General features: G+C 72.5%; 14 protein-coding genes. 11 read left to right on the forward strand and 3 right to left on the reverse strand.

What is annotated here, in order from left to right; all coding sequences use genetic code 11:
* Nucleotides 1–27: 27 nt before the first annotated feature.
* Nucleotides 28–798, reverse strand: coding sequence for a DeoR/GlpR family DNA-binding transcription regulator (locus ACTWJ9_RS26135; RefSeq protein WP_279336714.1), 771 nt, complete (start codon nucleotides 796–798; stop codon nucleotides 28–30).
* A gap of 393 nt (nucleotides 799–1,191) precedes the next feature.
* Entirely contained in the window at nucleotides 1,192–2,001 is an 810-nt protein-coding gene (locus ACTWJ9_RS26140; RefSeq protein ID WP_279336715.1) for an NAD-dependent epimerase/dehydratase family protein, read from the reverse strand.
* Nucleotides 2,002–2,234: 233 nt separating this feature from the next.
* Between ACTWJ9_RS26140 and ACTWJ9_RS26145 the strand changes: the two genes are divergently transcribed.
* Entirely contained in the window at nucleotides 2,235–3,176 is a 942-nt protein-coding gene (locus tag ACTWJ9_RS26145) for a 5-dehydro-4-deoxyglucarate dehydratase (RefSeq protein WP_443294832.1), read from the forward strand.
* Nucleotides 3,173–4,336 (forward strand): hypothetical protein, encoded by a 1,164-nt coding sequence (locus tag ACTWJ9_RS26150; RefSeq protein ID WP_443294833.1) that lies wholly within the window; start codon nucleotides 3,173–3,175, stop codon nucleotides 4,334–4,336. The genes ACTWJ9_RS26145 and ACTWJ9_RS26150 overlap by 4 nt, the downstream gene beginning before the upstream one ends.
* On the opposite strand, the gene ACTWJ9_RS26155 is transcribed toward ACTWJ9_RS26150, so the two are convergent.
* Nucleotides 4,270–5,538, reverse strand: coding sequence for an MFS transporter (locus tag ACTWJ9_RS26155; protein WP_387040029.1), 1,269 nt, complete (start codon nucleotides 5,536–5,538; stop codon nucleotides 4,270–4,272). The genes ACTWJ9_RS26150 and ACTWJ9_RS26155 overlap by 67 nt on opposite strands.
* Nucleotides 5,539–5,681: 143 nt before the next feature.
* Here ACTWJ9_RS26155 and ACTWJ9_RS26160 point away from each other — a divergent pair, with 143 nt between their 5' ends.
* The 9 genes from ACTWJ9_RS26160 to ACTWJ9_RS26200 all read left to right on the forward strand — a co-directional run bounded on the left by ACTWJ9_RS26160 (nucleotide 5,682) and on the right by ACTWJ9_RS26200 (nucleotide 15,422).
* On the forward strand, nucleotides 5,682–6,281 hold the full coding sequence (locus tag ACTWJ9_RS26160; RefSeq protein WP_387040028.1) for a TIGR03086 family metal-binding protein: 600 nt from the start codon (nucleotides 5,682–5,684) through the stop codon (nucleotides 6,279–6,281).
* 180 nt (nucleotides 6,282–6,461) lie between these two features.
* The gene (locus tag ACTWJ9_RS26165; protein ID WP_387040027.1) at nucleotides 6,462–7,184 is read left to right on the forward strand and encodes a GntR family transcriptional regulator; all 723 of its coding nucleotides are present in this window, start codon (nucleotides 6,462–6,464) and stop codon (nucleotides 7,182–7,184) included.
* Nucleotides 7,181–8,089 (forward strand): dihydrodipicolinate synthase family protein, encoded by a 909-nt coding sequence (locus ACTWJ9_RS26170; protein WP_387040026.1) that lies wholly within the window; start codon nucleotides 7,181–7,183, stop codon nucleotides 8,087–8,089. Before ACTWJ9_RS26165 ends, ACTWJ9_RS26170 begins: the two co-directional genes overlap by 4 nt.
* A 20-nt stretch (nucleotides 8,090–8,109) precedes the next feature.
* Entirely contained in the window at nucleotides 8,110–9,867 is a 1,758-nt protein-coding gene (gene araD, locus ACTWJ9_RS26175; RefSeq protein ID WP_443295926.1) for an L-arabinonate dehydratase, read from the forward strand.
* A 135-nt stretch (nucleotides 9,868–10,002) separates the two neighbouring features.
* Nucleotides 10,003–10,938: a carbohydrate ABC transporter permease gene (locus tag ACTWJ9_RS26180; RefSeq protein ID WP_279336723.1), complete on the forward strand. Its 936-nt coding sequence runs from the start codon at nucleotides 10,003–10,005 to the stop codon at nucleotides 10,936–10,938.
* A complete protein-coding gene (locus ACTWJ9_RS26185) occupies nucleotides 10,935–11,837 on the forward strand; it encodes a carbohydrate ABC transporter permease (protein WP_279336724.1) in 903 nt (300 codons plus the stop codon). The genes ACTWJ9_RS26180 and ACTWJ9_RS26185 overlap by 4 nt, the downstream gene beginning before the upstream one ends.
* Nucleotides 11,834–13,060, forward strand: a complete 1,227-nt coding sequence (locus ACTWJ9_RS26190) for a Gfo/Idh/MocA family protein (protein ID WP_443294834.1) — start codon at nucleotides 11,834–11,836, stop codon at nucleotides 13,058–13,060. The genes ACTWJ9_RS26185 and ACTWJ9_RS26190 overlap by 4 nt, the downstream gene beginning before the upstream one ends.
* On the forward strand, nucleotides 13,057–13,902 hold the full coding sequence (locus ACTWJ9_RS26195; protein ID WP_279336726.1) for a PmoA family protein: 846 nt from the start codon (nucleotides 13,057–13,059) through the stop codon (nucleotides 13,900–13,902). Before ACTWJ9_RS26190 ends, ACTWJ9_RS26195 begins: the two co-directional genes overlap by 4 nt.
* The gene (locus ACTWJ9_RS26200) at nucleotides 13,899–15,422 is read left to right on the forward strand and encodes a glycoside hydrolase family 43 protein (protein ID WP_387040023.1); all 1,524 of its coding nucleotides are present in this window, start codon (nucleotides 13,899–13,901) and stop codon (nucleotides 15,420–15,422) included. Before ACTWJ9_RS26195 ends, ACTWJ9_RS26200 begins: the two co-directional genes overlap by 4 nt.
* Nucleotides 15,423–15,524: the final 102 nt, after the last annotated feature.

Raw genomic sequence — 15,524 nt, forward strand, 5'->3', positions numbered from 1 at the left:
GGTGCGCCGTGGTGCGGTTCCGCCGGCTCAGACCCGGATGACCTGGGGTCCCAGCAGGGAGTAGCGATGGGCCTCGGACGCCGGGAGCAGCGTGCTCGTGACGATCGCCTCCAACGCGCCGACCTCGGCGAACCGGCAGAAGCTGACCGCCCCGAACTTGGTGTGGACGCCCGCGAACACCACCCGGCGCGCGGCTCGGACCGCCTGCGTCTTGACCTGGCTGACCGCCGGGTCGGGCGTGGTCAGCCCGTGTTCGCGGGAGATGCCGTTGGCGCCGATGAACGCCAGGTCGACGACGAAGCCGGAGAGCATCTTCGTCGTCCAGTGGTCGACGGTGGCGAGGGTGCCGGAGCGGACCCGGCCGCCGAGCAGCAGCACGGACATGGTGCCGGTCTCGGCGAGCGCGCCCGCGACCGGCAGGGAGGCGGTGACCACGGTGAGCGGCCGGTCCCGGGGCAGTGCCTCGGCGATGAGCTGCGGGGTGAAGCCCTCGTCGACGAAGACCGTCTCCGCGTCGCCGAGCAACTCGGCCGCGGCGTTCGCGACCCTGCGCTTCTCGGCCACATGGCTGGTGGCGCGGAAGGCGAGCGTGGTCTCGAAGGCGGCGCTCTCCACGGGATAGGCGCCGCCATGGGTGCGGCGCACCAGGCCGTGGTCCTCCAGCGCGCGCAGGTCCCGTCGCACGGTCTCCTTGGCCACGCCCAGATCGGTGGCGAGCGCCGTGACGTCGACCGAGCCGGTGGCGCGCGCCACCCGCACGATCTCCCGCTGGCGCTCTTCGGCCGTTCTGTCACGCATGGCCGAACACCTGCTTCCTGATCTCGCTGCCCGTTCGGGCCCTATGAGGTCCTTGCAGGCAGTTGTACAGGTGGTCCGCGCGGCTGACCAGGTCTGTTGTAGAACCGGTATCGCCCGTTCCCGCCCGTTCGCCTCCAGCAGTGCCCGGCTCGGACCTGCACGGGGGTGGGGCGGGGGGTGGAAACGGGCATCACGCGTGCCCGAATGCGGCGGCGGGCGGGCCCGTTCGGTGCCCGCCCGCCGGTGGGGGCGTCGGATGTCCGCCGCGGCCGCGTACGCGCGTGCCGTCGGTGTGTTGGTGCCGGTGCCGGTGCCGGTGCCGGTGTCTGCGTCTGCGTCTGTGTCGGTGCCGCGCCGGGCCCGTGGCTTCGGTGGTGCGTCGGGCCCGTGGTCTCAGTACGGCCAGATCGGCGGGTCGGTCACGAAGTGGCCGCCGATGCGCGCGTGCGCCTCGTTGTCCGGATCCAGCTCGCCCTGCTCGGCGACGAGCTTCGCGGCGAACGGTTCGGAGTCGTCCTGCGGGTCGTAACCGAGCGCACGCGCGGAGGCGAGGTCCCACCACAGGCGTGTGTTGGCGGAGGAGCCGTGGACGACCGTGTGTCCGACGTGCTCGGCGGTCAGGGCGGCGTGCAGGAGGCGGGCGCCGTCGGCGGGGCTCATCCAGATCGAGAGCATCCGCACACTGGTCGGCTCGGGGAAACAGGACCCGATGCGTACGGAGACGGTCTCCAGGCCGTGCTTGTCCCAGTAGAGCTGGGCGAGGTCCTCGCCGAAGCACTTGGACAGACCGTAGAAGGTGTCCGGGCGGTGCGGGGTGTCGACGGGGATGAGCGGGCCGTCGGCCGCAGGGCGGGGGGTGTAGCCGACGGCGTGGTTGGAGGAGGCGAAGACGATGCGCCCGACGCCCTCCTCTCGTGCGGCCTCGTACAGGTGGTAGGTGCCCTCGATGTTCGCCGCGAGGATCTTCTCGAAGGAGGCCTCGAGGGAGATGCCCGCGAGGTGGATGATCGCGTCGACACCGCGGACCGCCTCGCGCACGGCCTCCTGGTCGGCCAGGTCCGCGACGATCGCGTCCGGCTCGCCCTCGACCGGGTGCAGGTCGAGCAGGCGCAGCCGGTAGCCGTAGTCCGGGAGCAGGCCCCGCATCAGGGTGCCGAGGCCGCCGGCGGCGCCGGTGAGCAGAACGGTGCGGGGAGCGGGCATCCAGGGGTCTCCTTGCATCACCGGCCGTGCATGTGTGCGCACGGCATTCATATTCGTGGACACGCTAGGGAGGGGGGCCGTGGCCCGTCAAGTATCCCGTGCCTTCGCGCGGATGGGGGGAATCGGCTGCTGCCTGCCCGGTCGGCCTGCTTGACCGGCGTCCCCCGGGCGCCCTAGCGTGGCATCGTTCAGGGATGTAGACGTCAATCATGAATATGGACCAGGGAGAGCTTGTGACGCCAGCCCCTCTCGCCGCCCGACTCGGCAACCCCAGCGGACCGCTGTTCTTCCCGGTCACCGCCTACGGAACCGACGGCGCCATCGACCTCGACACCTACCGGCTCCATGTACGGCGCGGGGTCGAGGCCGGGGCCGCCGCCGTCTTCGCCTGCTGTGGGACCGGGGAGTTCCACGCCCTGACGCCCGAGGAGTTCGAGGTCTGTGTGCGGGCCGCCGTCGAAGCGGCCGAGGGACGCGTCCCGGTCGTCGCGGGCGCCGACTACGGCACCGGGCTCGCGGTGCACTGGGCCGGACTCGCCGAACGCGCCGGGGCGGACGGGCTGCTCGCCATGCCGCCCTACCTGGTACGGGCCGGCCAGGAGGGGCTGCTGCGGCACTACCGGGAGCTCGCCGCGGCGACCACCCTGCCGGTGATCGTCTACCAGCGCGACAACGCCGTGTTCACCCCCGCGAGCGTCGTCGGACTGTCCCGCACCGACGGGATCATCGGCCTCAAGGACGGCCACGGCGACCTCGACCTCCTGCAGCGGACCCTCAGCGCCGTACGCACCGAGGCTCCCGGCGACTTCCTCTACTTCAACGGGCTGCCCACCGCCGAACTGACCCAGCCCGCCTACCGGGGCATCGGCGTCACCCTCTACTCGTCCGCGGTGTTCTGTTTCCTGCCCGAGGTCGCCCTCGCCTGCCATCAGGCCCTGAGCACCGGCGACCGGGCCACCGTGGACCGCCTGCTGGACGGCTTCTACCGGCCCTTCGTCGAACTGCGCGACCAGGGCCCCGGGTACGCCGTCTCCCTGGTCAAGGCCGGGGTGCGGCTGCGCGGGCTCGACGTGGGCGAGGTGCGGCCGCCGCTGGACGAACCGTCCGGGGATCATGTCGAACAACTCGCCCGGCTGATCGAGCGAGGGCTCGCGCTGCTCGAGGAGGCCAAGTGAAGGCATCGGCGTTCGTCTACCCCTGGGACGTCAACGGGGACCCGGAGGCTCCCGCGCGGATCGCCGCGCTCGGCGTGGCGCAGGTGACGCTCGCCTCCGCCTACCACTCCACCCGTGCGCTGACCCCCCGCCACCCGCGCCACCGCGTGGTCACCGCCGAGTACGCGGCCGTGCTCTACCCGCCCGGCGCCCACTGGACGGGCCGCACCCCGCGCCCCCACCCGGCGGGGGACTGGGCCCTGGGCGACGCCTTCGGCGAGGCCGCGACGGCGCTCGCACAGGCGGGCCTGGAGGTGCACACCTGGGTCGTGCTCGCGCACAACTCCCGGCTCGGCGCCGAACACCCCGCCACCTCGGTCGTCAACGCCTACGGCGACCGCTACCCCTGGGCGCCGTGCATCGCGCAGCCCGCCACGCGCGCGTACCTGACCGACCTGGCCGCCGAGGCGGCGGTGCGGCCCGGAGCGCGCGGCACCGAACTGGAGTCCCTCGGCTGGTACGGGCTGGCCCACCTGCACGCCCACGACAAGACCGCCGGGGTCGGCCTCGGGGACGCGGGGCAGTACCTGATGTCCCTGTGCTTCTGCCCGTCCTGCCACGAGGGCTACGGGGCCCAGGGCCTGGACGCCGGTGAACTGGCCGCCTCCGTGCGGACCGCGCTGGAGCCGGTGTGGCGGGGGGCGCCCTCCGGCGGAGGCTGGACGGGCGTCGAGAAGCTCCTCGGCGCGAAGCCGGCGGCCGCCGCGCGCGCGTGGCGCGAGGAAACGGCCCGCACGCTCCAGGAGACGGCGGTCCGGGCGGTACGCGACGCGGCGCCCGAGGGCTTCCAGGTCCTGCTGCACGCGGACCCGGTGCCGTACCACTGCGGCGCCAACGCCGGCGTCGACCCCGGGCACATCCTCTCCGTCGCCGACGGTGTGGTCGTCCCCTGCACCGGGGACCCCGGCCCGCTGACGCCGTTCGCCCGGGAGAACCACCCGGGCAGCGTCCTCGCCGCCAACTTCACCGTGGTCTCCGGCATGGGCGGCAGCCCCGGCACCCTCACCGCGGACGCCACCGAGGCCCGCCGCCTCGGCGCCACGGAACTACGCCTCTACCACGCCGGCTTGGCATCGGACGACGACCTGGAGTCGGTACGCTCGGCGCTCGCCGCGCTCTGAAACAGCCCCGCCGCCGGCACCAGCAGGGCGAGTCCGAGGGCGGCCAGCACGGGCCGGTGGTCGATCAGCTCCACCAGCGCCGCGCCGGCCGCCAGCCCGATCACGTTCGGGGTGAACACCAGGGTGTTGGCGGTGGCGGTGACCCGGCCCAGCAGCGGGCCCGGGGTCTCGCGCTGCACGGCGGTCAGCGCGGCGATCAGCAGGGCGGGCAGCCCCGCACCGATCGCCGCGCTGCACGCCCACGCCACCGGATCGGACGGCACCGCCCGCAGCGCCACCCCGCCGGCCAGCAGGACGATCCCGTACGCCGCGAACCGCCGCTCGCCCAGGCGGCGCAGGGCGGGCCCCGCGCACAGGCCGAGAACCACCGACCCGGCGCCCTGGACGGCGTACAGCACACCGGAGTACGCGGGGGAGTGGCCGAGGCCGTCGACGACGGCGTAGACCAGCGCACCGTTCAGTCCCGCGCACAGCATCGTGGCGCCACCCGCCAGGACCAGGGGCCGCAGGGCCGGGTGGGAGCGGAGGAAGCGGATGCCCTCGGCGGTTTGTCCACGTCGGCCGGGGGCCGGCGGTGCGGGACGCTCCTCGCGGACCTGCAGGAACAGGTACAGCACCGCCGCGCCCGCGAACGTGACCGCGTCCAGAAAGGCGACTGCCGCTCCGCCGTGGGCCGTGTAGAGGCCCGCGCCCGCCAGTGGGGCCAGCAGTTTCATGCCCTCGGTGGCGGTCATGCGCAGCCCGCCCAGGTCACCGAGGAGCGACCGGTCCACGGCGGTGGCGGCCAGCGCCGACTCGGCCGCGTCGTTCACGACGCCTGCCGCGCCGTACACGAACAGGACGGTGAAGAGGAGCCACAGGGTCTGCGGCGAGTCGACGGTGACGAGGGTGAGCAGAAGCGCGGCCATCAGCAGACTCGTGCCGATCAGCAGGGGCTTGCGGCGGACCCTGTCGGAGAGTGTGCCCAGCAGTGGGCCGGCCAGGGTGGGCGCCCACATGGCCAGCAGGCACAGGGCGGCCAGACCGTCCGAGCCGGTGAGGTCCTTGACCCAGATCCCGGAGGCGAGCCACAGCGCGGAGGTGCCGAAGCCGGAGACCACGACCCCGGCAAGGAGGAGCCCGGCATTCGGGTCACGGAGCACGCGCACCAGCGCCCACGTCGGGCCGTCCGGCGTCCCGCCTGTCGTCCTGTTCGTCGTCATACCCGGTCATCGTGGGGCTAAGGACCGGACGTGGGGATCGGGCAGACGCCGTAGAGGACACAGGAAGGAGCGATGAGTTCCGGGTGCGGCATAGGTCCACCTCCCAGGAAGCACATCCCTGCACGGCCACGGAGGAGCAGCCCATGACCGACTCGATTCTCGACCTCGGGCCGCAGGTGCGGGTCGTGGCGCGGCTTGCCGAGGGGGTCGCCGACGTGCAGCTCGTGGACGGGACGCCCTGCCCGCGGTACGCGGTGCGCGACATCCTGGGCCACCTCGTAGGGCTGTCCGCCGCCTTTCGCGACGCCGGGCGCAAGGACCTCGGCGCCACCACCGACACCAGCCCGGACACCGCCCTGCCGGACCTCGGGCCCGGCTGGCGCGAGGAGCTGCCCCGGGTGCTCGGCGAACTCGCCGACGCCTGGCGGGACCCCGGGGCCTGGACCGGCATGACCAGGGCCGGGGGAGTGGACCTGCCGGGCGAGGTGGCCGGAGCCGTGGCCGCCGACGAACTGGTGATCCACGGCTGGGACCTGGCCCGCGCCACCGGCCAGGACTACGCGCCCGACCCCGCCGCCCTCGAGGCCGCGCACGCCTTCCTCCGCGCCGCCGCGGCGGAACCCGGCCGGGACGGCGGCGAGGGCATCTTCGGCCCCGTGGTGCCGGTGCCGTCCGACGCCCCGCTGCTGGACCGGACCGTGGGGCTGAGCGGCCGCGATCCGGGGTGGACGCGAAAGGCCTGACCAGGAGTTCTCCCGGACGGCCGGGCACCCGGACGAGACGGGTGCCCGGCCGTCGCGTGCGCGGCCCCGGAACTTCCTTTGTCAGAAGCATTGACGAAACCCCGGGCCGCTTCTAGTTTCATCGCGTCGTACTTCGTACGTCATATATGAGACGCGATATGTGAGATCCGAGAGGCGCGCATGACCTCTGTGCCCCTGCCGATCCCCTCCCGCACGCAGTACGTGCTGGAGGAGATCAAACGACGCATCCTCACCGGCCGGCTGACACCGGGCCAGGCCCTGGTCGAGGCCGACCTCGCCGCGCAGTTCGGGGTGTCCAAGACCCCGGTGCGCGAGGCCCTCAAGACCCTGGCCGGTACCGGGCTGGTCGTGATGAGCCAGTACAAGGGCGTCACGGTGCGCATGGTCGACGCGGACATGGCGCGCGAGGTCCAGGACGTGCGGCTCCTCCTCGAACCCGAGGCGCTCCGGCGCACCGTCCGGCGCGGTGCCTCCCTGGACGCCGCGCGCGACGCGCTGACCCGGGCCGACGAGGCCACCGACACCGCCGAACGCTCCCTGAGCAACCGCGAGTTCCACCGCGCGCTGTACATGCCGTGCGGCAACCCGCTGCTCGGCCGGATGCTCGACGAGGTCCGCGACCAGGCGGCACTCGTCTCCGCCGTGGCCTGGGCCGCCGACCCCTCCTGGGAGCGGGAGGCGAGCGAGCACCGCGAGATCCTGCGGCTCGCCCTCGACAAGGACGCGGACGGCGCGGCACGCGCCCTGCACGCGCACATCGCCTCCTTCGTGCGCCGGGCCTTTCCCGACGCGGACCTCGAGACCCGGGCACCCCGGGCGGCCCAGGCACCCCAGGAAGCACCGGAAGCCCCGAACCAGAAGAGCGAGGACGGTCAGGCATGACGACGACGTTCGAGACCCAGCGGGCGGCCCTGGCCGGCGTGGTGGCGATCCCGGTGACCCCGTTCGCCGAGGACGGCTCCGTCGACCAGGCCGGCTACCGGGCCCTGCTGCGCCGCCTCCTCGACGCCGGCGTCACCACCCTGACCCCCAACGGCAACACCGGCGAGTTCTACGCCCTGACGCCCGAGGAGCGGCGCACCGTCGCCGAGCTGACCATGAAGGAGACCGGTGACGGCTCGTCCGTTCTGGTCGGCGTGGGCCACGACATACCGACCGCGGTCGCCTCCGCCCGGCACGCCCGTGACCTCGGCGCACGGATGGTGATGGTGCACCAGCCCGTCCACCCCTACGTCTCCCAGAGCGGCTGGGTCGACTACCACCGCGCCGTCGCCGAGGCCGTGCCGGAACTGGGTGTCGTCCCCTACATCCGCAACGCCCGGCTCACCGGCTCCCGCCTCGCCGAACTCGCCGACACCTGCCCCAACGTCATCGGTGTGAAGTACTCCGTACCGGACGCGGCGAAGTTCGCCGCCTTCGCGCGGGACGCCGGCATCGAGCGGTTCGTGTGGGTCGCCGGGCTGGCCGAGCCGTACGCCCCCTCCTACTTCTCGGCGGGTGCCACCGGCTTCACCTCCGGCCTGGTCAACGTCGCCCCGTCGGTGTCGCTGAACATGATCGGGGCGCTCCGGTCGGGCGACTACGCGACCGCCATGAAGGTCTGGGAGCAGATCCGCCGTTTCGAGGAACTGCGCGGTGCCGACGGTTCCGCCGACAACGTCACCGTCGTCAAGGAGGCCCTCGCCTCCCTCGGCCTGTGCCGCCGCGAGGTCCGCCCGCCGAGCAGGCAACTGGCCGAGCACGAGCGGGCCGAGGTCGCCGCGATAGCCGCGGGGTGGTCCGTATGAGCACCCCGATGTACACCCCGATGAACGCCTCGACGAATGCCTCGACGGACGCCCCGAGGAAGCGGCCCGAGGAGCTGCGCAGCCACCAGTGGTACGGCACGGACGGGCTGCGCTCCTTCAGCCACCGCGCCCGCACCCGCCAGCTCGGCTACCTGCCCGAGGAGCACCTGGGCAAGCCCGTCATCGCCGTGCTCAACACCTGGTCCGACATCAACCCCTGCCACAGTCACCTGCGCGACCGCGCGCAGGCGGTCAAGCGGGGCGTCTGGCAGGCAGGCGGCTTCCCGCTCGAGTTCCCGGTCTCCACGCTCAGCGAGACCTTCCAGAAGCCGACCCCGATGCTCTACCGCAACCTCCTCGCCCTGGAGACCGAGGAACTGCTGCGCTCCTACCCGGTCGACGGCGCCGTGCTGATGGGCGGCTGCGACAAGTCCACGCCCGCCCTGCTCATGGGCGCGGCCAGCGCGGACCTGCCGGCGGTCTTCGTCCCGGCCGGGCCCATGCTGCCGGGCCACTGGCGGGGCGAGGTGCTCGGTTCCGGCACCGACATGTGGAAGTACTGGGACGACAAGCGGGCCGGCGTCATCGGCGACTGCGAGATGCAGGAGATCGAGAGCGGCCTGGCCCGCTCGCCCGGCCACTGCATGACCATGGGGACGGCCTCCACGCTGACCGCCGCCGCCGAGGCCCTCGGCGTCACGGTCCCGGGCGCCTCCAGCATCCCCGCCGTCGACTCCGGGCACGACAGGATGGCCGCCGCGGCCGGCCTGCGCATCGTCGAACTGGTCCACCGGGACCGGAAACTGAGCGACATCCTCACCGCGGAGGCCTTCGAGGACGCGGTGACCACCGTCCTGGGCCTGGGCGGCTCCACCAACGCCGTGATCCATCTGATCGCGATGGCCGGCCGCGCGGGCGTCGGACTCACCCTCGACGACTTCGACCGCATTGCCCGCACCGTCCCGGTGCTGGCCAACGTACGGCCCGGCGGACAGACGTACCTGATGGAGGACTTCCACTTCGCGGGCGGTCTGCCCGGCTTCCTCTCCCGGATACCGGACCTGCTCCACCTGGACCGGCCCACCGTCTGCCACGACACCCTGCGCGAACAGATCGCCGGCGCGCGGGTGCACCACGACGACGTCATCCGGCCCCGGGACAAGCCGGTCGCCGACGAGGGCGGGCTCGCCGTACTGCGCGGCAACCTCTGTCCGGACGGCGCCGTCATCAAGCACATCGCCGCCGAACCGCACCTGCTGCGGCACACCGGACCCGCGGTCGTCTTCGACGACTACCGGACCATGCAGCGCACCATCAACGACCCGGCGCTGAACATCACCGCCGACCATGTGCTGGTGCTGCGCAACTCCGGCCCCAGGGGCGGGCCCGGGATGCCCGAGTACGGGATGCTGCCCCTGCCCGACCACCTGCTCAAGCAGGGGGTGCGGGACATGGTGCGGATCTCCGACGCCCGGATGAGCGGCACGAGTTACGGCACCTGCGTGCTGCACGTCGCCCCCGAGTCGTACGTCGGCGGGCCGCTGGCGCTGGTACGCACCGGCGACTCGATCACCCTCGACGTCGAGCAGCGGAAACTGCAACTCAACGTGGACGACGAGGAGCTGGCGCGCCGCAGGGCCGAGTGGACGCCGCCGCCCGTGCGCTACGAGCGCGGCTACGGCGCGCTCTACAACGAGCAGATCACCCAGGCCGACACCGGCTGCGACTTCGAGTTCCTCGCCCGGCCGGGCGCGGTGCAGGACCCCTACGCGGGCTGACCCACCGGGCTGCCGGCCTGTCCGCACACCCATGTAGAAAGCGCTTCACCCCGTACCGGGAACGCCCTGTACCGGGAACGTCCCGTACCGGGAACGCACCGCACAGCACGACGTACCGAGAAACGGAGAACAGTCATGGCCCAAGCCGCAGCCGTGGCGAAACCGCCCACGCCACCGAGGCGGCGCCGTGCCTCCGCCACGCCGCGCAGACTGCCGTACCTGCTGATCGCCCCGGCGGGACTGCTCATGCTGGGCTTCATCGCCTACCCCGTCATCAGCGTCTTCTACTACAGCCTGCAGCACTACAACCCCACCAAGCCGTGGCGGAACGGATTCGCGGGCTTCGACAACTTCGTCCACCTCTTCACCGAGGACCCGCTGTTCTGGGACACCCTGGTCTTCAGCGCCAAGTGGGTCTTCGTCGAGGTCGGCCTGCAGCTGATGTTCGGGCTCGCGCTGGCGCTCATCGTCAACCAGACCTTCGTCGGCCGGGGCATCGGCCGCGCCCTGGTCTTCTCCCCGTGGGCCGTCTCCGGCGTACTGACCTCGGCGATCTGGGTGCTCCTCTACAACTCCCAGACCGGCATCACGCGTTACCTCGCCGACATGGGCATCGGCGACTACGGCACCAGCTGGCTGTCGGACACCTCCACCGTCTTCTCGGCGGTGGTCGTCGCCGACCTGTGGCGCGGCGTCCCCTTCTTCGCCATCCTCATCCTGGCCGACCTCCAGTCCGTCTCCAAGGACCTGTACGAGGCCGCCGAGGTCGACGGGGCCAGCCGCTTCCAGCAGTTCACGCACATCACCCTGCCCCACCTCAAGGACGCCATCATCCTGTCCACACTGCTGCGCGCGGTGTGGGAGTTCAACAACGTCGACCTGCTCTACACCCTGACCGGCGGCGGACCGGCCGGCGTGACCACGACGCTCCCCCTCTACATCGCCAACACCAGCGTCGACGCCCACAACTTCGGTTACGCCTCGGCGCTCACCACGGTCGCGTTCGTGATTCTGCTCTTCTGCTCGATCGTCTACCTGCGGCTGAGCAAGTTCGGAGGCGAAAGCAAGTGATCACCAAAGAGGCGGCTCCGGCCGCCCCCGCCCCCGCGCGCTCCGCCGCCGAGCCGCCGAGCCGCCCCGCGAGGAAGAGGCACCGCGCCTGGGACGAGGTGCCCCGCTGGCACATCTACCTCCCGCTGGGCATCTACCTGCTGTTCACGCTCATCCCCTTCTACTGGATCCTGCTCTTCGCGCTGCGCCCGGCCGGCTCGACCTCGCTGGTGCCCTGGCCGATGACCACGGTCCACTTCGAGAAGGTCTGGACGGACCGCGCCTTCGGCACCTTCTTCCAGAACAGCGTGCTCGTGGGCGTCGCCACCCTGCTCGCGACGACGCTCGTCGCGCTGGCCGGCGGCTACGCGCTCGCCCGGTTCGACTTCCGCGTCAAGCGGGTCTTCATGCTCGCCCTGCTGTGCTCCCAGTTCGTGCCCGGCGCGCTGCTCCTGGTCCCGCTGTTCGAGATCTTCGCCGGGCTGCAGATGATCAACTCGCTGGGCAGCGTCATCATCGCCGAGACGGTCTTCCAGCTGCCGCTGTCGATCATCCTCATCAGCAACTTCATCAAGAACGTGCCGTACTCCCTGGAGGAGGCCGCCTGGGTCGACGGATGCAGCAGGATGCGGGCGTTCCGGGTGATCGTCCTGCCGCTGCTGCGGCCCGGTCTGATCGCCGTCGGCTCGTTCGCCTTCGTCCACTCCTGGAACCACTTCCTGTTCGCCCTGATGTTCCTCAACAACCAGGAGAAGCAGACCATCCCGGTCGGCCTCAACACCCTGATGAGCGCGGACAGCGTCGACCTCGGCGCCCTCGCCGCGGGCGGCATCATCGCGGCCGTGCCCGTCGTGATCGTGTTCGCCTTCATCCAGAAGTGGCTGATCACCGGTTTCAGCGCGGGGGCGGTGAAGGGATGACCGTGCCTCAGTCCACGTTCCGGTCCGCGCCCCGGCCCGTGTCCCGCCCGATCCCCGTCGTGCTCGCCGGTGCCCGCGGCCACGGCCGCTGGCACCTGGAGAACATCCGCCGGCTCCAGGAGGCGGGACTCGTCCGGCTGGCCGGCGTCTGCGAGCTCACCCCGCTCACCGAGGACGAGTTGGAGGGCGGGCCCGGCGGCGAACTTCCCGAGCAGTCCGCCGACTTCGGCGCCCTGCTGGAGTCCACCGGAGCCGGGATCGCCGTCGTCTGCACCCCGATCCCCACCCACACCGACCTCGCCCTCGCCGCCGCCGAACGGGGCGTGCACATCCTGCTGGAGAAGCCGCCCGCGCCGTCCTACGCCGAGTTCCGCCGGATGGCCGACGGGGTCGCCGCGGCCGGTGCCGCCTGCCAGATCGGTTTTCAGTCGCTGGGCTCGCACGCCGTGCCCGCGATCCGCGAACTGGTCGCCGAGGGCGCGATCGGCCGGGTCACCGGGATCGGCGGCGCCGGGGCCTGGGTGCGCGCCGAGGACTACTTCCGGCGGGCTCCCTGGGCGGGCCGGCGCCGGATGGACGGCGTCGACGTGGTCGACGGGGCGCTGACCAACCCGCTCGCCCACGCCGTCGCCACCGCGCTGGCGCTGGGCGGCAGCACCCGCGCCGAGGACGTCACCGGCATCGAGACCGAACTGCTGCGCGCCAACGACATCGAGTCCGACGACACCTCCTGCGTCCGGATCACCACCGCACAGGGCCGGCCGGTCACCGTCGCCGCGACCCTGTGCGCGGAGCGGTCCGGCGAACCGTACGTCCTGGTGCACGGCACCAGCGGCCGCATCACCTTCTGGTACAAGCAGGACCGCGTCCTGGTCCAGCGCGCGGGCCACGGTCCCGAGGAACTCCACTTCGACCGCACCGATCTGCTGGAGAACCTCGTCGCGCACCTCACCACCGGCGCCCCCCTGCTGGTCCCCCCGGACGCGACCGGCGCCTTCATGAAGGTCGTCGAGGCGATCCGGCGGGCCCCCGACCCCGCCCCGCTGCCCGACGGCGCCTGGCACCGCGTCCCCGGCGAGAACCGCCGGGTCGTGCCCGGCGTCGACCGGCTCGTCGAGGCCGCCGCCGACACCCTGTCCCTCTACTCCGAACTCGGCGCCCCCTGGGCGCCGCCCGCCCAGCGTTCCGCACAGCACCCGCCGAAAGAGGTGAACACCCGATGACCAGCAACGACTCCACGGTCCTGCGCGTCGCCGGGCGGCCGGTCGGCCGGTACGTCTCCCGGCCCGAGCTGCCCCGCAGGCTCTCCCCGCGCCCCTATCTGCACCCCGTCACCACCCTGGCCGGCACGGCGGTCACCGAACTGTCCCCCGCGGACCACACCCACCACCTCGGCGTCGGTGTCGCCGTTCCCGACGTCGAGGGGCACAACTTCTGGGGCGGACGCACCTACGTCCGCGACCGGGGTCCGACCGAACTGGACAACCACGGCGCCCAGCGGCACACCTCCTTCCAGCTGCGGGACCCCGACGGCTTCGTCGAGGAACTGCGCTGGATCGCCGCACCGGGCGAACTGCTGCGGGAGCGCCGTACGGTCACCGCCACCGAACTCACCGACACCGCCTGGGCGCTGGACTTCACCTTCTCCCTCACCAACGCCACCGGGCTCCCGCTCTCCATCGGCAGCCCGGCCACCAACGGCCGCCCCGGCGCGGCCTACGGCGGCTTCTTCTGGCGGGCCCGCAAGGAGGCGACGGCACCGGACGTCTTCACCGCCTCCACCGAGGGCGAGGCCGCGGTGCACGGCCACCGGGCCGACTGGCTCGCCCTGGCCGGCACCCGCTGGACGCTGGTCTTCGCCGGGGCCACCGCACCGACCCGCCGCGACCCCTGGTTCGTGCGCACCGCGGAGTACCCCGGCGTCGGCTCCTCCCTCGCCCACGACGAACGGCTGCCGATCCCGCCCGGGGAGACGGTGGTCCGCCGCGTCGTCACCGTCGTCGCCGACGGACGGCTCGGCCGGGACGACGCCGCCGCCCTGGTCCGCAAGGCGGTGAGCCCATGAGTGCCGCGCCGACGGACGCCACCTACCGGAACCCGGTCCTGAACGCCGACTGGTCCGACCCCGACGTGATCCGCGTCGGCGACGACTTCTACCTCACCGCCTCCAGCTTCGGCCGTGTCCCCGGACTGCCGCTGCTGCACTCCCGCGACCTGGTCAACTGGACGCTCGTCGGCCATGCCCTCGAACGGCTGGAACCCGAGAGCGAGTTCACGGCTCCCCGGCACGACTGCGGGGTCTGGGCGCCGGCCCTGCGCCACCACGACGACCGGTTCTGGATCTTCTGGGGCGACCCCGACCAGGGCATCTTCCAGGTCAACGCCCCCGAGATCCGGGGCCCCTGGACCCGCCCCCACCTGGTGAAGGCCGGCAAGGGCCTGATCGACCCGTGCCCGCTGTGGGACGAGGAGAGCGGCGAGGCGTATCTCGTGCACGCCTGGGCGAAGTCCCGCTCCGGTGTCAAGAACCGGCTCACCGGCCACCGCATGCATCCCCACGGCACCGAACTCCTCGACGAGGGCAAGGTGATCGTCGACGGCGACCGCATCCCCGGCTGGTTCACCCTGGAGGGCCCCAAGCTCTACCGGCACGACGGCTGGTTCTGGATCCTGGCGCCCGCCGGGGGAGTGGAGACCGGCTGGCAGGGCGCCTTCCGGTCACGCGGGTTCTTCGGGCCGTACGAGGAGAAGGTCGTCCTGGAGCAGCGGGACACCGACGTCAACGGCCCCCACCAGGGCGGCTGGGTGCGCACCCCGTCAGGCGAGGACTGGTTCCTGCACTTCCAGCAGCGCGGGGCGTACGGCAGGGTCGTGCACCTCCAGCCGATGCACTGGGAGTCCGCGGGAGGCTGGCCGGTGCTGGGGGACGCCGGCGCGCCGGTCGCCGGGCACCACAGGCCGGACCTGCCCGCGCAGCCGGCCGCGGCACCCGCCACCGACGACGACTTCCCCGGAGGCCGTCACGGCCGCCAGTGGCAGTGGACCGCGAACCCCCAGGAAGGCTGGGCCACCCAGCACTCCGCCGACGGGCTGCGGCTGACCTGCGTGCGCACCGCCGACGCGCACGACCTGCGCAGACTGGCGAACGTGCTCACCCAGCGACTGCCCGGCACCCCGTGCACCGTCGAGGTGGAACTGCGGCTCGACAGCCGGGAGCCCGGGGCACGGGCCGGCCTCGCGGTCCTCGGCGACGCCTACCGCTGGATCGGGCTCCAGCGGGGACCGGACGGCACCGCGCACCTGGTGCACCGGTTCGCCGAGACGGTGGCGGAGAGGGAACGCGACGCCGACCATCCACGGCTCGTCCCCGAGGGCCGGGCGAGGCTGCGGATCGAGGCCGGGGCCGGTGCCCGCTGCCGCTTCTCGTACGACACCGGGGACGGCTTCCGCCCCTCCGGGCAGACCTTCGCCGCCACCCCGTGGCGCTGGGTCGGCGCCCTGCTCGGCCTGGTCGCCCTCGCCCCGACGGGCCAGGGGCACGCCGGGACGGCGACCTTCACGCAGTTCAGGATCAGCGCCGCATAACCACCCTTCATAACTACCCCTCCCCGTGAGCCTGCCGGGAGCCGCAACGACGCACCTCCACGGCAAGCGCTTACCGACGCCGCCCCACGTGGCTGAGCACCA

Source organism: Streptomyces sp. GDS52, from assembly GCF_052246875.1.
Lineage (GTDB): Bacteria > Actinomycetota > Actinomycetes > Streptomycetales > Streptomycetaceae > Streptomyces > Streptomyces cathayae.